This is a genomic window from Sphingobacterium micropteri, assembly GCF_014692515.1.
GTDB classification, from domain to species: Bacteria; Bacteroidota; Bacteroidia; order Sphingobacteriales; family Sphingobacteriaceae; genus Sphingobacterium; species Sphingobacterium micropteri.
Genome location: NZ_JACOIK010000007.1, coordinates 47,131 through 61,818, shown reverse-complemented (window position 1 = coordinate 61,818; position 14,688 = coordinate 47,131). Strand labels below are relative to the sequence as shown.

The following is a 14,688-nucleotide window of genomic DNA, read 5'->3' as shown; positions in this document are numbered from 1 at the left end:
TTTCCAAGTACAAAAGTACGCAAATAATTTTCTTTTCTTCTGTAAGATTTGGGCAAACTGGTCAGTCCTTTTTCAAAATTCAACAAGTTATTTTCCAAAAAATAATATGTATTTTTCCCGTAATATATGCGTTTTTTAGTGACCTAAGCGATTGTTTTATACCGCCTTACATTTTTACTTTATTTGACAAATTATTTGCTTAGTTCAATTTAAAGGAGGCTATTAAATTGAACCGGGGAATTTCTACATGAAATATATCACCATCCACTTCTTTAATCATTTCATAATGTCCTTCCATATATCCTATTTCACTTTTTAGATTGCATCCCGAAACATACTGGTAAGTGGATCCTGGGATTAATATAGGTTGCTCACCAACGACACCCTCCCCTTTAACTTGTTTAAAGTCTCCAAAAGAATCAAAAATATCCCAGTGCCTGTTGAGAAGTTGTATGGTAACATCACTTAGATTCTCGATGGTGATTTGATAGGAAAACATAAAATGCATCTTCGCCGGGTTAGAATATTCGGGTTGATAGACAACGTCTACAGATACTTTTACGCCGGATGTTATTTGTGTATTCATCTTTTAATTGCTCGTCTTTAACTGCATATCAAACCTAAATAAATTTATTTTATATGCAATATAATTGTGTCTACATATAAAATGAATTCTATTTTGCTCTCCTCTGCCATCAAGGGCTATTGTATAGAGGAAATATATATCAGGATACTTCGTTTGATAATGAACACCTTAATCGTGAGCAAATTATCAATTATCTTTTTAACCATCAAATTTATTTTAATGTCGGAAGTGCTTTTATCTAAAAAGGAAACAATAGAGTTTATCTTTTTTATTAAGCATTTTTGCTTATTTTTAAAGACATGCATGAACTCATTTAAATTCGGTTCGTGAATGCAAAGCATTTTATTTAGGTTTGAATGATGTCTTTAGGAACACTATATCTTATCCCAGTGCCGTTGGCTGAAAACGCAGAGAAACAGTCGTACACGTTGTTCCATCAGGAGCTTATAAATCATATTGACGAGTATGTGGTTGAGAATGAAAAAACTGCGCGTCGGTTTCTAAAGCAGGCGGGTTTAAAAATATCCCAAAACGAACTGAAAATACACGATTATGGCAAACATGCTCGTGAAATAATCGATTATAATCGTATTTTTAAATCGGTTATGGAGGGGAAAGATTTGGGATTGATGTCGGAAGCGGGCTGTCCTGGCGTTGCGGATCCGGGAGCACACGTTGTTGCGGAAGCACATAAACGAGGTATAAAGGTCGTTCCATTGGTTGGACCCAGTTCTATTTTGTTGGCGTTGATGGCATCCGGATTTAGCGGACAAAAGTTTGCCTTCCACGGTTATCTTCCGATAGACAAAGGCGAACGGGCTAAAAAAATTAAAGAGTTGGAATTCCAATCACAAAAAGAGCAACAAACACAGATTTTTATTGAAACACCTTTTCGTAATAATGCCTTGTTTGATGATTTGCTTAAAAATTGTAAACCGAAAACAAAGCTATGTGTAGGTTGTAGTATAACCGCGCTTGACGAACAAATATTGACTTTGTCCGTTTTCGAATGGAAAAGCCGAAAACCGGAACTTCATAAGAAACCCACTATATTTTTGATGTATGTCCAAAATTAAACTTATTTGTATACCATGCTAGATATAATACCTGAAAATATAACGGATGATATGGCATTGTATATGCTTATTGGAGGAATAATCCGAATTATAATCTGGATATTTTTTGCCTTAACAATTTATCGTACGCTGAAATTGATTAAAAAAGAAAACCAATGTATATTACCTAGTCAAGCATGGTTTGTGGCCGTACCTATATTTAATATCTATTGGAACTTTGAAGTCGCTAAACGGTTAGCGGATTCGCTAAATAACGAATTTTATGATCGAAAAGTAGAGGTGGAAGAAAGACCCACGCAAAAATGGGGACTTATATTTGCTTGGACTTTTTTATTAAGTAATATTCCCTTACCATTGTTTGTGCTGACGATTATCAGTATATTACATTTGGTGTATTTTATCACCTATTGGGTTAAAGTCCATGAATATAAAACGCTGCTGCGCATGCATATTGAACATTATGGAAAAGATTTTACAGCAGAGCATAAAGAGGAAACAGAGATATAAAATAGGATGAAGATCAGAGAACTTATACAGTACTTAGAACATATTGCGCCTTTAGCTTATCAGGAATCGTATGACAATTCGGGATTAATTGTCGGCAATCCGGATGATGAGATACAGCAGGCATTGATCGCATTGGATTGTACGGAGGAAATCGTTGATGAGGCTATACAAAAAGGTTGTGATATTATTATCGCACACCATCCTATTGTATTTAGCGGATTGAAAAAACTGAATGGTAAAAATTATGTGGAGCGTGTGGTTATTAAAGCTATACGCCATCAGATCGCACTTTATGCCATTCACACTAATCTAGATAACGTGTTGGGGGGAGTGAGTAGCAAAATAGCCGAAAAGCTAGGTTTGGAATCACACGCGGTTTTACGCCCTAAACGAAATTTGCTTAAGAAATTAGCTGTCTTCGTACCGCGCACACACGTGGAGGCGGTTCGAGAAGCATTGTTCGAAGCCGGAGCAGGTGCGATTGGCGATTATGACGAATGTAGTTATAATACATTAGGGTATGGAACATTTCGACCATTGGATGGCGCTAACCCAACAATTGGTAAAGTCGATGAACAGGAACGTGTTGAAGAAACGAAGATAGAGGTTATTTATCCCGAAAGATTGGAACGTTCTATCTTGGTTGCGATGTATGCTGCACATCCTTATGAAGAAGTAGCACACGATATTTTTAAGTTGGAAAATACGCTGCAAACGGTAGGTTCAGGTGCTATCGGCAACTTACCGAATCCAATGCGCGAAGCCGAATTCCTAGGATATGTAAAAGATCGATTGAATGTACAGGTTATCCGGCATACCAAGCTGCTAAAAAAATCCATTTCCAGAGTTGCCGTTTGTGGAGGAGCAGGAGGATTTCTACTGGATGATGCAAAACGTTCGGGCGCTGATATCTTTATTTCGGCCGATTATAAATACCATGAGTTCTTTGACGCGGAGGATGATATTGTTATTGCAGACATAGGACATTTTGAAAGTGAACAATTTACACAGGAATTATTATTAGAAATTATTCAGAAAAAATTTGTTAACTTTGCTGTCCTATTGACAGGAATAGAGACAAATCCTATTAAATATTACGTTTGATAATGGAACAATCCGTAGAACAAAAGCTGAAAGCATTATGGACGCTACAGTCCATCCATACGAAGGTAGATAAGATTCGCCAGGTGCGTGGTGAGTTGCCTATCGAGGTTGCCGATCTGGAAGATGAGATAGCAGGACTTGATACCCGAATCGAGAAAATCAGAACAGATCTGGATGATTTGGAAGATTCTATCGTGAATCGCAGAAACATGATTAAAGACGCACAAGCTGCGATTAAAAAATACGAAGGACAACTGAATGAAGTAAAAAATAATCGTGAATATGATGCTATCTCAAAGGAGATTGAAATTCAAGGATTAGAAATTCAGGTATGTGAAAAACGTATTCGTGAAGCAGAATTCGAAATAAAGAACAAAACTGAACTTTACGAAAGCACACAAAAAAGTCTTGAATATAGTAAAGGTGAATCGGATGTAAAAAAGCAAGAGCTGGAAACCATCACTGGGGAAACGCAAAAGGAAGAAGACGCTTTATTGGATAAGGCGGCAAAGGCAGAAAAAAACATTGAAGACCGTTTGCTAAAAGTTTATAACAAACTGCGCGGGACGTTTAGAAATGGTTTGGCCGTTGTTTCCATTGAGCGGGATAGCTGTTCAGGATGTTACAATAAAATTCCACCTCAATTACAATCAGAAATCCGTCAACGCAAGAAAATCATTATTTGTGAACACTGCGGAAGAATTATTGTAGACGAAGGTATCGTTTTCGAGGAAGAGCACGCTTAGTCTTATTCTTACGAATATAAATAAATAGCCCCACGATAAACGCGGGGCTATTTTGTTAAAAATCTTGCTTAAATAGATGGAAACCTATGCATAAAACGGAGATACCACAAAAGAGCCCCTGGACCGACTTCTTGTCGCTAATGCTGATTACTTTCATTTGCGTTTTCTTTATTTCCTTGCTGTTCGGTATAGTAGGAACAGCCATTTTTGGAGATATTGATTTTCTAACAAGTATTTCGAGTGATAACCCATTAAAAAGCTATTATTTTTATATTTTCCTAGGGCTAAGTTCTGCGGGAACGTTTCTTTTGCCCGCTTATATTTATCAGTGTAGAAACGAACACGCCGTTATACTTCCAAAGGAAAATATAAGCGATTGGAAGCCGTATTTATTGGGTATATTGTTCCTGTTTGCGTTTTCCCCTTGTATGTCTCTTATTTCGGATTGGAATATGCAGATGAAACTTCCCGAGGCGTGGCAGCGCATAGAACAGTGGATGCGGGAAACGGAAGATGAGGCCGCGGTATTAATGGGAGGATTACTAATGACGAATGATTGGGATAGGCTAGTCCTTAACATTATTGTATTAGCTATTTTGCCCGGCATTGGAGAGGAACTGTTCTTTCGAGGTGCTTTACAACAGATCGGTACACGGATTTTTAAAAATGAATATGTCGCTATTTGGATTGTTGCCGTTATTTTCAGTACGATACACGTTCAATTTTACGGTTTCTTCCCTCGTTTCCTCTTGGGTGTTTTTTTTGGCTATCTGGTCGTTTGGACAAGAAATATATGGACGGCTGTTGTGGCTCATTTTGTTAACAACAGCATGGTGGTTATATTGGGTTTTTATTATGCGACACAGGGTAAAAGTTATGCGGAGCTGATGGAAAGTGATTCTTATTCAATAATTGTGTATCTTGGTAGCTTGGTTTCCAGTATCATTATTGCTTTCATATTTTATCAATACACAACAAGATTACACGTATATGGAAAAAGGATGGATTAAAATACAGACTTATACTGACGCCATTCGGGGCGAGATGGATAAACAGATGTTAGCGGAAAATGGAATTCCCGCAGTGCTGCTGAATAAGCAGGATTCGTCTTTTATGTTTGGGAAAATAGACCTTTTCGTCAACGAAAATGATTGCGGATTAGCTCAAAGATTATTACAAGAAAACGGCGCAGAAGAAAATGAAAACTAGGGCAATAACCGGATTCTTTTTTATTGTAATTTTGATAAGTGCGGTATTGCTTGGCCCTTATACCTTTGTTTCTTTTTTTTCGTTGATCGCGACGTGCTGTGTATATGAGTTTTATCGCATGGTACGTACGGAGAGCATACAACCATTACTTTTATTGGGTGTAGGAGTTGCCGCTTTAGGATTGGTTCTGGTCAGTTTTGCCCTACTAGCGATATTACCCTACTCCGTTTTACCTGTTAGTATCGTGGCTGTCTTGTTCCTTTATATCGCTGCACTTTTTCGCACAACGCAACACCCTATTCAAGATGTCGCATATTCGCTTTTTGGTTTGTTATATGCGGCTATACCCTTTATATTTTTTATGGGTTTAGGGTTCGTAGGAGATACCTATAACGCTTATATTCCCCTTGGTTTTTTGATTCTTTTGTGGACAAATGATACGGGAGCCTATCTTGCAGGAAGAAGCATGGGACGCCACAAATTATTCGAACGCATCTCGCCAAATAAAACTTGGGAAGGATTCGTTGGAGGTGTCGTAATGGCTGTCGTTGCCGGATTTATTCTTTCGCAGTATTTCGGCATCTTTCCCGTGTGGAGCTGGATGTGTATGGCGGTAATTATTGGGATATTCGGAACTTTCGGTGATTTGGTGGAATCTATGCTCAAAAGGAATGTCGGTGTTAAAGATTCTGGCAATATATTACCGGGGCATGGTGGTTTATTGGATCGGTTTGATGGTCTTTTGATAGCGGCTCCATTGGTATATTTGTTTTTGACACTAATCGATAAATGATAAAGATGAAGATAGAAAAGCATACCATAGATTTTTTGAACCAACTTCGTGAGAACAATAACCGGGAATGGTTTCAAGAGCATAAGGTACTATATGAAACAGCATTAACGAATGTAAAAGATTACATTACCCAATTCATTGCTGAATTATCGGAGTTTGACCCCCATATCAATACAGATATACAAGCTTCGCGCTGCTTATTTAGAATATATCGTGACACCCGGTTTTCAAAAGACAAGACCCCATATAAGACATGGTTTGCGGCAGGAATTTCCGTAGACGGACGGAAATTGGATGGCCCCGAATACTATCTGCATATTGAGCCCGGTAAGCATTTTTTGGCAGCAGGGTATTGGCGGCCCGAAAAACATCATTTGCAGGCTATTCGGCAAGAGATAGATTACAGTTACCAAGAGATGGTTGATGCGCTTACACAAGGAAACTGGACAGTAGATGACCTATCCACGGAAGATAAGTTAAAAAGAGCTCCGGCGGGTTATAGTGAAGATGATCCACATATCGAGATTCTAAAACTAAAGAGCTTTATTTTATACCAATCGTTTACGGATGCAGAAATAACCGGTGCTAAATCCTTAGAAGAGGTTGTCGATACCGCAAAGCGAATTTTACCCTTTAAACGCTTTATCCACCAAGCATTAGATTAATAAGGAAGACTAATTTTGCCCATGGACACAGCTGGAGAATCTCTAATCTGCCACAATGTAGATGCTGAACCGGCTATCGTTTCGTTTGCTAGAAGTGCAAAAAGACAGGCCTCCTTGGCGTCGGGGTTTAGCCCTAATGAGGTGAAAGAAGATACAAGTAACGAAGGAAGGGCTTTGCGGATGTTTTTCATCAGTAACGGGTTATGCACACCTCCCCCACTCACATATATATGAACATGCTGAAGGTCTTTTGATACACGTCTGATACCGTCCGCTATAACTTGTGCCGTAAACTTGTTTAAGGTTGCTAAGATATCTTCAGGAGCAAGCGAAGACGTGTTCGAAACAGATTGCGCGTTTTTCAAATACGCCAAATTAAACAGTTCCGGTCCAGTTGTCTTGGGAAAATCCGCATCTAAAAAAGGGTTTCGTAGCAAAGCTTCCAAAAGAGCGACATCTATCGTACCATTTTTGGCAAAGAGCGCATTTTCGTCCATTTCTAACCCGAATTGCTCGAAAACAAACTGGTTCATCATGGTATTTCCAGGCCCGAGATCGGTGGCGTAAGCTTTTAGGCTACTTCCTTGTCGAGGAAGGAAAGTGAAATTGGATATCCCGCCTATATTGAGGAGGAACCTATTTTCCGTTTCCGAAGTAAAAAGAAGGTAATCACCATAAGCGGCCAATGGTGCTCCCTCTCCGCCCGCTGCCACATGTTTTTGTCGAAAATCTGACAAGGTAATGATACCCGTTGTTTGGGCAATATGATCGCCATCTCCGATTTGTAGGGTACTGTTGGGAAAATTTGTTTGTTCCGTCAAACGTTGAGGTGCATGAAAAACCGTTTGTCCATGACTGGCGATTAGATCCACATCTGGTGGAGAGATATTCCATTGCTTTAACGCCCGATTGATGAATGTACCATGTGTTTTTCCGATATAAGTATGTAGTCCACACAACATCTGTTGATCTATTTGGCGTTTGGCGAATATTTCCCGAATATATTGACGAAAAGTATCCTCATACGGAATACTGATGAAGTTTTCGAGAAATAATGTGGTCTCTTGACCGCTGTTGCCTATACGGCACAATGCGATATCTAAGCCGTCTAATGACGTTCCAGACATCAGCCCGATGATACGCCGTTCTTTTTGTTGTGCGATACGGTACAGTTTTTCAATTTGTGGGTTCATAAGGTGAAGATAGGAAGGAATTTTTGGTTATATTGGCAGATAATTATATTTTTGAACAAATATTATACGTATGAATTTTCCAGCAGAATTAAAGTACACGAAAGATCACGAATGGGTTCGTGTAGAAGGTGACGAGGCCATTATCGGGATTACAGATTTCGCACAACGTGAACTAGGTGATATTGTTTTTGTTGATATCAACACTATCGGTGAAGAAGTTGCTGCAAATGAAGTATTTGGTACAGTAGAGGCTGTTAAAACGGTATCGGACTTATTTATGCCTGTAACAGCTACGGTATTGGAAGTAAACGAAGGTATTGATGCTTCGCCGGAATTGGTTAATACAGATCCATATGGGGAAGGTTGGATTATCCGTGTGAAACTGAGTAACCCTGCCGATGTAGACACCTTATTATCAGCAGATGGATATCAAGCGGAAATAAATGCTTAATAATTTATAGAGCCTATAAAAGAAGAAGCCGATACTGTCTCACAGTATCGGCTTCTTCTTTTTATTGTACGTAGAACTAATCCACTGTCATTTCCACATCACTGATGATAGTAGATCCCTGTACTTCGATAGTTGTTTTTATAGCACTTGCTATAGTGAAGTGCGTTTGTTTATCTAAGGTATAACTACCTGTCATTGTTCCAATTTCTTCGCCCGAACTATGGAACATTTTTCCTTGGATATCAATAACGTAACCCTCATCATTCTCTTCCAGAAAAGTAGAAGTCATTTCTATTGTTGAAAACAAAGGGTTTTCATTCACCTCGGTGATACTATCCCAGGATTCGCCGGGCGTTACCTCGTTATCAGGGAAAGAAGGTGACATTTTCGAAAAAGAGCTTGCATCAAATCCTTGTGCAGCGAAACTGGTAGGTAAATTCACGTCTATTGTTTTTCCTTTTTCGGTAATGATAGAAGATATCTTTTTATCAATGATTCTGGATAATTGTTCGCCTATCATTTTTGTTGTCTCATCTGTAGCCTCTTCTTCTGAGTTATAGGATACGGTCATCATCTCCGCATTGATATCGGCTTTAATGGTTTTGATAATATTTTCAATGGTAAAGTTTTCATTTTCTTTCTTTGCGGGAAGCATTTCCATCTTCATATTCATGTCCATTATGACACTTTTTGGGCCATCTATATCTGTTTTCATGAACATATTGAAATGAAGAGGTTTTCCGATTTCGGGATTTAATTTAAAATTGACAGCTTCTTGGGCCAGTGTAATATGGCTAACGCATAGCGCCAAGCATGTAATAAAGAGTGTTTTCATTTAGTTTTTTTCAAAAGGTTGATGAGGGTTTTCCTGATTTTATCGGAAGCGGTTTCATCAATATATAGTAATGTTGCGTGAATATAGGAAAATTGGTTAAAGGAAAGAAATAAAAAGGGTCTTCCGTATAATATGGAAGACCCTTTTTTATTATTTTATCCCTCAAAAAGAGGGCTTAAATTACTTCGTAATATAAGATACTTCTTTAACCGCTTTTATCACTTTAGCAATGTTTGGCAAACTTGCTTCTACTAATGTGGGCGCATAGCCAAGAGGCACATCTGCAGATGTTACTCGTATAACCGGTGCGTCAAGATAATCGAAAGCATCTTTCTGAACTTTGAATGCTATTTCGCCAGAAATAGAAGCCAAAGGCCATGCTTCTTCGACAATGACTAAACGGTTTGTTTTCTTAACGGATTCGATGATGGCTTCGTAATCTATAGGACGAACGGAGCGCAAGTCGATCAATTCTACACTAATACCCTCTTTTGTCAATTCCTCTACCGCTGGGATAACAACACGAGGAACCATTTTACCAAAAGACACCACGGTTACATCCGTACCTTCTTGTATGGTGTGTGCTTTACCAATAGGTAAATAGTACTCTTCTTCTGGAACCTGACCTTTGTCGCCATACATAACTTCGGATTCCATAAAAATAACAGGATCTGGGTCAATAATGGATGTTTTCAATAAGCCTTTGGCATCATAAGGATTGGAAGGGATAACAACTTTCAACCCGGGCGTATTCGCATACCAATTCTCGAAGTTTTGGGAATGTTGTGCGCCTAGTTGACCAGCATTACCTGTTGGTCCACGAAAAACGATCGGACAAGAGAATTGTCCACCACTCATTTGATGCAATTTTGCTGCTGAATTGATGACTTGATCGATAGCGACCAAGGAGAAGTTGAACGTCATAAATTCGATAATGGGTTTCAGGCCGTTCATCGCTGCACCAACTCCTATCCCCGCAAAACCAAGTTCTGCAATAGGCGTATCGATAACGCGTTTTGCCCCAAATTCCTCTAGCATACCTTGGCTGACTTTGTATGCTCCGTTGTATTCAGCGACTTCCTCGCCCATCAAGAATATTTTATCATCTTTACGCATTTCTTCGCTCAAGGCTTCGCGAAGCGCTTCTCTGAATTGTATTTCTCTCATCAGTTGTAAAATTGTATCTTATTTGAATACCGCAAAACTACTATAATTAATTGATATTTCGTAGAGGTTTATACGTAAAAAAGCAGGAAAGCGATGGAAATATAGATTTGATTTGACAATAGGAAAACGGTTTATCTTACGGGATTAAAAAAGTGCAAAAACTGTTGCAAAAAGATATTCAAGTTCTCGACCGCTAGCCCAATCTCCCAAGTATCTCGGCTTCTGGGCTCAATATAATTAGAAACAGCCCGAAATTGCAAACAGTTTATTTCTTCTTGCTCCGCAACGAAGAAAGCCGAAGCTCCTTCCATAGATTCAATCAACGGCTTTTGATATTGCTGTTGTAGTCGCATGATGTTGTCGGCCGAACCGTGCACATTATTAACAGTAATACCTTGGGCTTTATTGATTTTGGGGAGCCGAATATGGGCAGGAGGTTTTTCTGTATATATCCTTTTTCCGAAACCCAGTTCTTCAATGGGTATGAATGATCCGTTGTCGTCAGCTCCTAGCCCAAATATTTCATCTGTATATATCTGGTAGATCTCTCCTAAATGAGCAGATGGATCTAGTATTCCACCGATGCCGGCATGGAGCAATAAATCTACCTTGTGCTGCTGCAAAAACTTGGTCAAAGCATACGTCGTGGCCACCATGCCTACCCCTGTAATGAGATACATAATATGCTTTTCTTCTAAAAAAGGAAGAGACGGTTTTATTTCTTCGAGTGTGGCGGCAACAACTAATACCTTCATATTAAACAAAGCGCTTTACATGGTGAAGATACTAAGAATATAGTTTTTATCCCCTATCTTTGTTATTATGATTTATATCACAAGACGAGAACGGTTCAGCGCGGCGCATAAGCTTTATCGCGAGGATTGGTCTCAGGAGCAAAATGAGGCTGTATTTGGCAATTGTTCAAACCCCAATTGGCATGGGCACAATTATGAACTTTTCGTGACTGTAAAAGGTGAGATAGACCCCGAGACAGGGTTTTTAATCGACCTAAAGAAGATGAAAAGCATTATCTTGGAGCACGTGATCAGTAAGTTGGACCACAAAAACGTGAACCTTGATGTAGATTTTATGAAAGGTAAGAAAGCCTCTACGGAAGTCATTGCCGTGGAAATATTTCATGTGTTAAAACCGTATTTTGATCAGGAAAATGTACAATTACATGTTGTCAAGCTGTACGAAACAGAGAATAATTTTGTCGAATATTTTGGCGAATAAATAAAGTGCCATTTTTAATTTAAACAAATGAGTAATCTAACATCCTTCGAAAACGAAGAACAAGATGGTTATATTAAAATCGATCAGTATAATCAAAAACAAGTAGAAGAAATTGCTTCCTATTATCCCGCTATATTACGCGCGATTGGCGAAAATCCGGAAAGGGAGGGATTAGTTAAGACGCCCGAACGGGTTGCAAAAGCCCTGCAGTTTTTGACACATGGATACGATGTTGATGCGGCAGAAGTATTGCGGAGCGCTATGTTTGAAGAAGAGTATAGCCAAATGGTGGTCGTGAAAGATATTGAGATTTATTCGATGTGTGAACACCATATGCTTCCTTTTTTTGGGAAAGCGCACATTGCTTATATTCCTAACGGACATATTGTAGGATTGAGTAAAATTCCGCGCGTCGTGGATGCATTTGCAAGACGTTTACAGGTACAGGAACGATTAACGAATGAGATACGGGATTGCATACAGCAAACATTAAAGCCCGCGGGTGTTGCAGTGGTGATGGAATGTAAACACATGTGTATGGCGATGCGCGGTGTCCAAAAGCAAAATTCGGTGACAACCACCTCTGCTTTTACTGGGGCTTTTCAAAATGATGTTACACGATCGGAATTTCTAAGACTGATTACAGCATCGTTGGATTAGTGGAATATGGTGTAAAAAAAGCCCTTTTTGAGATCAAAAAGGGCTTTTTTTATGATATAATCTAAGTAACATGTGCTTTAATTTATGTTAAATTTTTTTGTAATAGGGAGCTACTTGTTAATTTTGCGACTATGCTTGAAAATGAAGATGCATTAACAACGTATTTAGAGAAGACATGTGATACGGAAAATGAGCTTCTAAAGCGTATAAATAGGGAGACTTATTTACGAGAGACGATGCCGCACATGTTATCCGGTCATTTTCAAGGTAGAGTTCTTGCAATGCTGGCTAAACTAGTGAAGCCAAAAAGCGTGTTGGAGATCGGTACGTTTACTGGTTATGCCACATTGTGTTTGGCGGAAGGTCTTGATAGTAAGGGAGTATTGCACACTATCGATATCAATGAGGAGTTAGAAGAACGTGTACAAGGTTATTTTGATGCTTCTCGTTTTGGGGAGCAAATAAAGTATCACATTGGAGATGCCGCCGAAATCATTCCGACAATAGCAGGTGATTTTGATTTGGTATTTATTGATGCGGACAAAAAGAGGAACCTGTATTATTTTGAGATGCTTATCGACCGCGTTTCTAGTGGAGGATTGCTCTTGATAGATAATGTACTTTGGAAAGGAAGGGTTTTAATGGATAATCCGGATAGCCAAACAAGAAAAGTAATTGAATTAAATGAAACCTTGGCAAAAGACAGCCGTGTAGAAAAGCTGATTTTGCCCATTAGAGATGGACTTTTTGTATTACGCAGAAAGTAATGGTTGGACAAAAATAAATGATATGCAAAAAACAAGTATTGGTAAGTATGTAATGATACTACTAATGTTTGTGTTTACGGTTAACAAGACCATTGCACAAGAGTTTTCACCAAGTAGTTATATTGTGAAGCATAAAGAGATTGCGCAACAATTGATGATCGAAACCGGGGTGCCGGCTTCTGTTATTTTGGCAGTAGCTTTTCACGAGAGCGCTTATGGTAATAGCCGCGTAGCAAAACATCTTAACAACCATTTCGGAATAAAGGGAAAAAATAACAGTAAAAAGATCCGATCTGCATATAAAGGATACAGCTCGATAAAGGAATCTTATCGCGATTTTGTCGCGTTGCTTCAACGTCGTAAAGCGACAAATGTAATGTTTAAAGAACATGATGCTGAGGATTATGAAAGTTGGGTAAGCGGCATCGCCGGGGCGGGTTATTCTACCACGCGTGACTGGCAGTCCAAAGTCTTGGCGACCATCAGACGCTATAATCTGGATAAATATGACCAAATACAACCGCAGCCCATTGCAAAGGGAATGTTAGCAAAAAGTGGAGCAGCAAAAATTCAACAGGATATATTACTGCGTTCGATGGAAGCCAATGATACATCGACAGATTTTACATCGGGAGAGTCCCACGTCGTAACAAAAGGAGATACACTCTCCGAATTAGCAACACGTTACAATACATCAATAGAAGCCTTAAAAAGACGGAATAATTTGCAATCCTCAAAATTATCTATTGGTCAGCGTTTGTTATTATAATCGGAAATGAAGAACAGGACCTTATTTCTACTGCTGGTTACTACCATACTGGTATTCGGTTCCTGCGCTTCACGTAGAACAACATTGCAACATCCAAATTATGGAAAAAATAAGACCGGTCATATTCAAACTCCCACCCCTGGAGGTACATCAACGACTGGGTTATCGTATATCGAGCGATATAAGGATATTGCTATCGCTGAAATGAATCAATATGGTATTCCTGCCAGTATAAAGTTAGCACAAGCATTGTTGGAATCTGGAAACGGGAATAGCTATCTGGCCCGGGAAGCCAATAACCATTTTGGGATAAAATGTGGCGGCGTGTGGCAAGGCAAATCAGTTACACATCCAGACGACCATGTGCGGGATTGTTTTCGGGTATACAATGACCCTGAACATTCGTTTCGTGATCATAGCCAGTTTCTATTGAGAAAACGCTATGAAAAACTGTTTACATTAGATAAGAACGACTATAGAGGGTGGGCAAAAGGGCTGAAAGAAGCCGGCTATGCCACGAACCCACGTTATCCCGAATTGCTTATTAATTTGATAGAGCGTTACCAGCTTTATCAATATGATCGCCCAGAGGTGTCCTATGTAAATAAGGAGCAGCGGGAAGAAAAGATAGAGGAAATTATTCAAGAGAAAGAAATTGAGGAACCCGCGACGGCAACAAATACGGACGAAATGAAAAGCGCCGTAGCCATGGTCATTTATGAAGTAAAAACAACAGATACGCTTTACAATATTAGTCAGCGCCATGGTGTGAGTATAGATCAAATCAAACAGTTAAATGGTTTGGTTTCTGAGGAGCTATCTGTCGGTCAATTATTGGTTATCTCGAAATGACGTAATCGCGGATTAGCCCCGAACTGCTAGGACTAAAAAATGTTAAAAATTCGCATTATAAGCCTCTTTTCC

Annotated in this window: 19 protein-coding genes; 14 read left to right on the top strand and 5 right to left on the bottom strand. The window is 39.2% G+C overall.

Annotated features, from left to right (window positions below; all coding sequences use genetic code 11):
• Positions 1-199: 199 nt before the first annotated feature.
• Positions 200-586 (bottom strand): Co2+/Mg2+ efflux protein ApaG, encoded by a 387-nt coding sequence (apaG, locus tag H8B06_RS10700; protein WP_190994278.1) that lies wholly within the window; start codon positions 584-586, stop codon positions 200-202.
• 359 nt (positions 587-945) lie between these two features.
• Between apaG and H8B06_RS10695 the strand changes: the two genes are divergently transcribed.
• The 8 genes from H8B06_RS10695 to H8B06_RS10660 all read left to right on the top strand — a co-directional run bounded on the left by H8B06_RS10695 (position 946) and on the right by H8B06_RS10660 (position 6,686).
• A complete protein-coding gene (locus tag H8B06_RS10695; RefSeq protein ID WP_190994478.1) occupies positions 946-1,662 on the top strand; it encodes an SAM-dependent methyltransferase in 717 nt (238 codons plus the stop codon).
• 15 nt (positions 1,663-1,677) lie between these two features.
• Entirely contained in the window at positions 1,678-2,169 is a 492-nt protein-coding gene (locus H8B06_RS10690; protein ID WP_190994277.1) for a hypothetical protein, read from the top strand.
• Positions 2,170-2,175: 6 nt separating this feature from the next.
• Positions 2,176-3,273, top strand: a complete 1,098-nt coding sequence (locus tag H8B06_RS10685) for a Nif3-like dinuclear metal center hexameric protein (protein ID WP_190994276.1) — start codon at positions 2,176-2,178, stop codon at positions 3,271-3,273.
• Between the two features lie 2 nt (positions 3,274-3,275).
• Entirely contained in the window at positions 3,276-4,019 is a 744-nt protein-coding gene (locus tag H8B06_RS10680) for a zinc ribbon domain-containing protein (protein WP_190994275.1), read from the top strand.
• An 86-nt stretch (positions 4,020-4,105) separates the two neighbouring features.
• Positions 4,106-5,029 carry a CPBP family intramembrane glutamic endopeptidase gene (locus H8B06_RS10675; RefSeq protein ID WP_190994274.1) on the top strand — a complete coding sequence of 308 codons (924 nt, stop codon included), beginning with the start codon at positions 4,106-4,108 and terminating at the stop codon, positions 5,027-5,029.
• On the top strand, positions 5,010-5,228 hold the full coding sequence (locus H8B06_RS10670; protein ID WP_190994273.1) for a putative signal transducing protein: 219 nt from the start codon (positions 5,010-5,012) through the stop codon (positions 5,226-5,228). The genes H8B06_RS10675 and H8B06_RS10670 overlap by 20 nt, the downstream gene beginning before the upstream one ends.
• Positions 5,218-6,021, top strand: a complete 804-nt coding sequence (locus H8B06_RS10665) for a phosphatidate cytidylyltransferase (protein ID WP_190994272.1) — start codon at positions 5,218-5,220, stop codon at positions 6,019-6,021. Before H8B06_RS10670 ends, H8B06_RS10665 begins: the two co-directional genes overlap by 11 nt.
• Positions 6,022-6,026: 5 nt before the next feature.
• Complete coding sequence (locus tag H8B06_RS10660; protein WP_190994271.1) at positions 6,027-6,686, top strand: DUF2461 domain-containing protein; 660 nt, start codon at positions 6,027-6,029, stop codon at positions 6,684-6,686.
• Here H8B06_RS10660 and H8B06_RS10655 read toward each other — a convergent pair.
• Entirely contained in the window at positions 6,683-7,879 is a 1,197-nt protein-coding gene (locus H8B06_RS10655; RefSeq protein ID WP_190994270.1) for an anhydro-N-acetylmuramic acid kinase, read from the bottom strand. The two genes, H8B06_RS10660 and H8B06_RS10655, sit on opposite strands and share 4 nt — an antisense overlap.
• A 70-nt stretch (positions 7,880-7,949) precedes the next feature.
• On the opposite strand from H8B06_RS10655, the gene gcvH reads away from it, so the two are divergent.
• Positions 7,950-8,330 carry a glycine cleavage system protein GcvH gene (gcvH, locus tag H8B06_RS10650; RefSeq protein WP_190994269.1) on the top strand — a complete coding sequence of 127 codons (381 nt, stop codon included), beginning with the start codon at positions 7,950-7,952 and terminating at the stop codon, positions 8,328-8,330.
• 76 nt (positions 8,331-8,406) lie between these two features.
• Here gcvH and H8B06_RS10645 read toward each other — a convergent pair whose 3' ends face one another.
• From H8B06_RS10645 to H8B06_RS10635, 3 genes are all read right to left on the bottom strand, one after another.
• The gene (locus tag H8B06_RS10645) at positions 8,407-9,165 is read right to left on the bottom strand and encodes a DUF6263 family protein (protein WP_190994268.1); all 759 of its coding nucleotides are present in this window, start codon (positions 9,163-9,165) and stop codon (positions 8,407-8,409) included.
• A gap of 180 nt (positions 9,166-9,345) precedes the next feature.
• Complete coding sequence (locus tag H8B06_RS10640; protein ID WP_190994267.1) at positions 9,346-10,332, bottom strand: pyruvate dehydrogenase complex E1 component subunit beta; 987 nt, start codon at positions 10,330-10,332, stop codon at positions 9,346-9,348.
• Positions 10,333-10,463: 131 nt separating this feature from the next.
• Positions 10,464-11,087, bottom strand: a complete 624-nt coding sequence (locus tag H8B06_RS10635; protein ID WP_190994266.1) for a phosphorylase family protein — start codon at positions 11,085-11,087, stop codon at positions 10,464-10,466.
• 67 nt (positions 11,088-11,154) lie between these two features.
• Here H8B06_RS10635 and H8B06_RS10630 point away from each other — a divergent pair, with 67 nt between their 5' ends.
• The 5 genes from H8B06_RS10630 (at position 11,155) to H8B06_RS10610 (ending at position 14,616) form a co-directional block, all read left to right on the top strand.
• Positions 11,155-11,568 (top strand): 6-pyruvoyl trahydropterin synthase family protein, encoded by a 414-nt coding sequence (locus H8B06_RS10630; RefSeq protein ID WP_190994265.1) that lies wholly within the window; start codon positions 11,155-11,157, stop codon positions 11,566-11,568.
• A 27-nt stretch (positions 11,569-11,595) separates the two neighbouring features.
• Positions 11,596-12,228 carry a GTP cyclohydrolase I FolE gene (gene folE / locus H8B06_RS10625; protein WP_190994264.1) on the top strand — a complete coding sequence of 211 codons (633 nt, stop codon included), beginning with the start codon at positions 11,596-11,598 and terminating at the stop codon, positions 12,226-12,228.
• 131 nt (positions 12,229-12,359) lie between these two features.
• Entirely contained in the window at positions 12,360-12,995 is a 636-nt protein-coding gene (locus tag H8B06_RS10620) for an O-methyltransferase (protein WP_190994263.1), read from the top strand.
• Between the two features lie 22 nt (positions 12,996-13,017).
• On the top strand, positions 13,018-13,764 hold the full coding sequence (locus tag H8B06_RS10615) for a glucosaminidase domain and LysM peptidoglycan-binding domain-containing protein (protein WP_190994262.1): 747 nt from the start codon (positions 13,018-13,020) through the stop codon (positions 13,762-13,764).
• Positions 13,765-13,770: 6 nt separating this feature from the next.
• Entirely contained in the window at positions 13,771-14,616 is an 846-nt protein-coding gene (locus H8B06_RS10610; RefSeq protein WP_190994261.1) for a glucosaminidase domain-containing protein, read from the top strand.
• Positions 14,617-14,688: the final 72 nt, after the last annotated feature.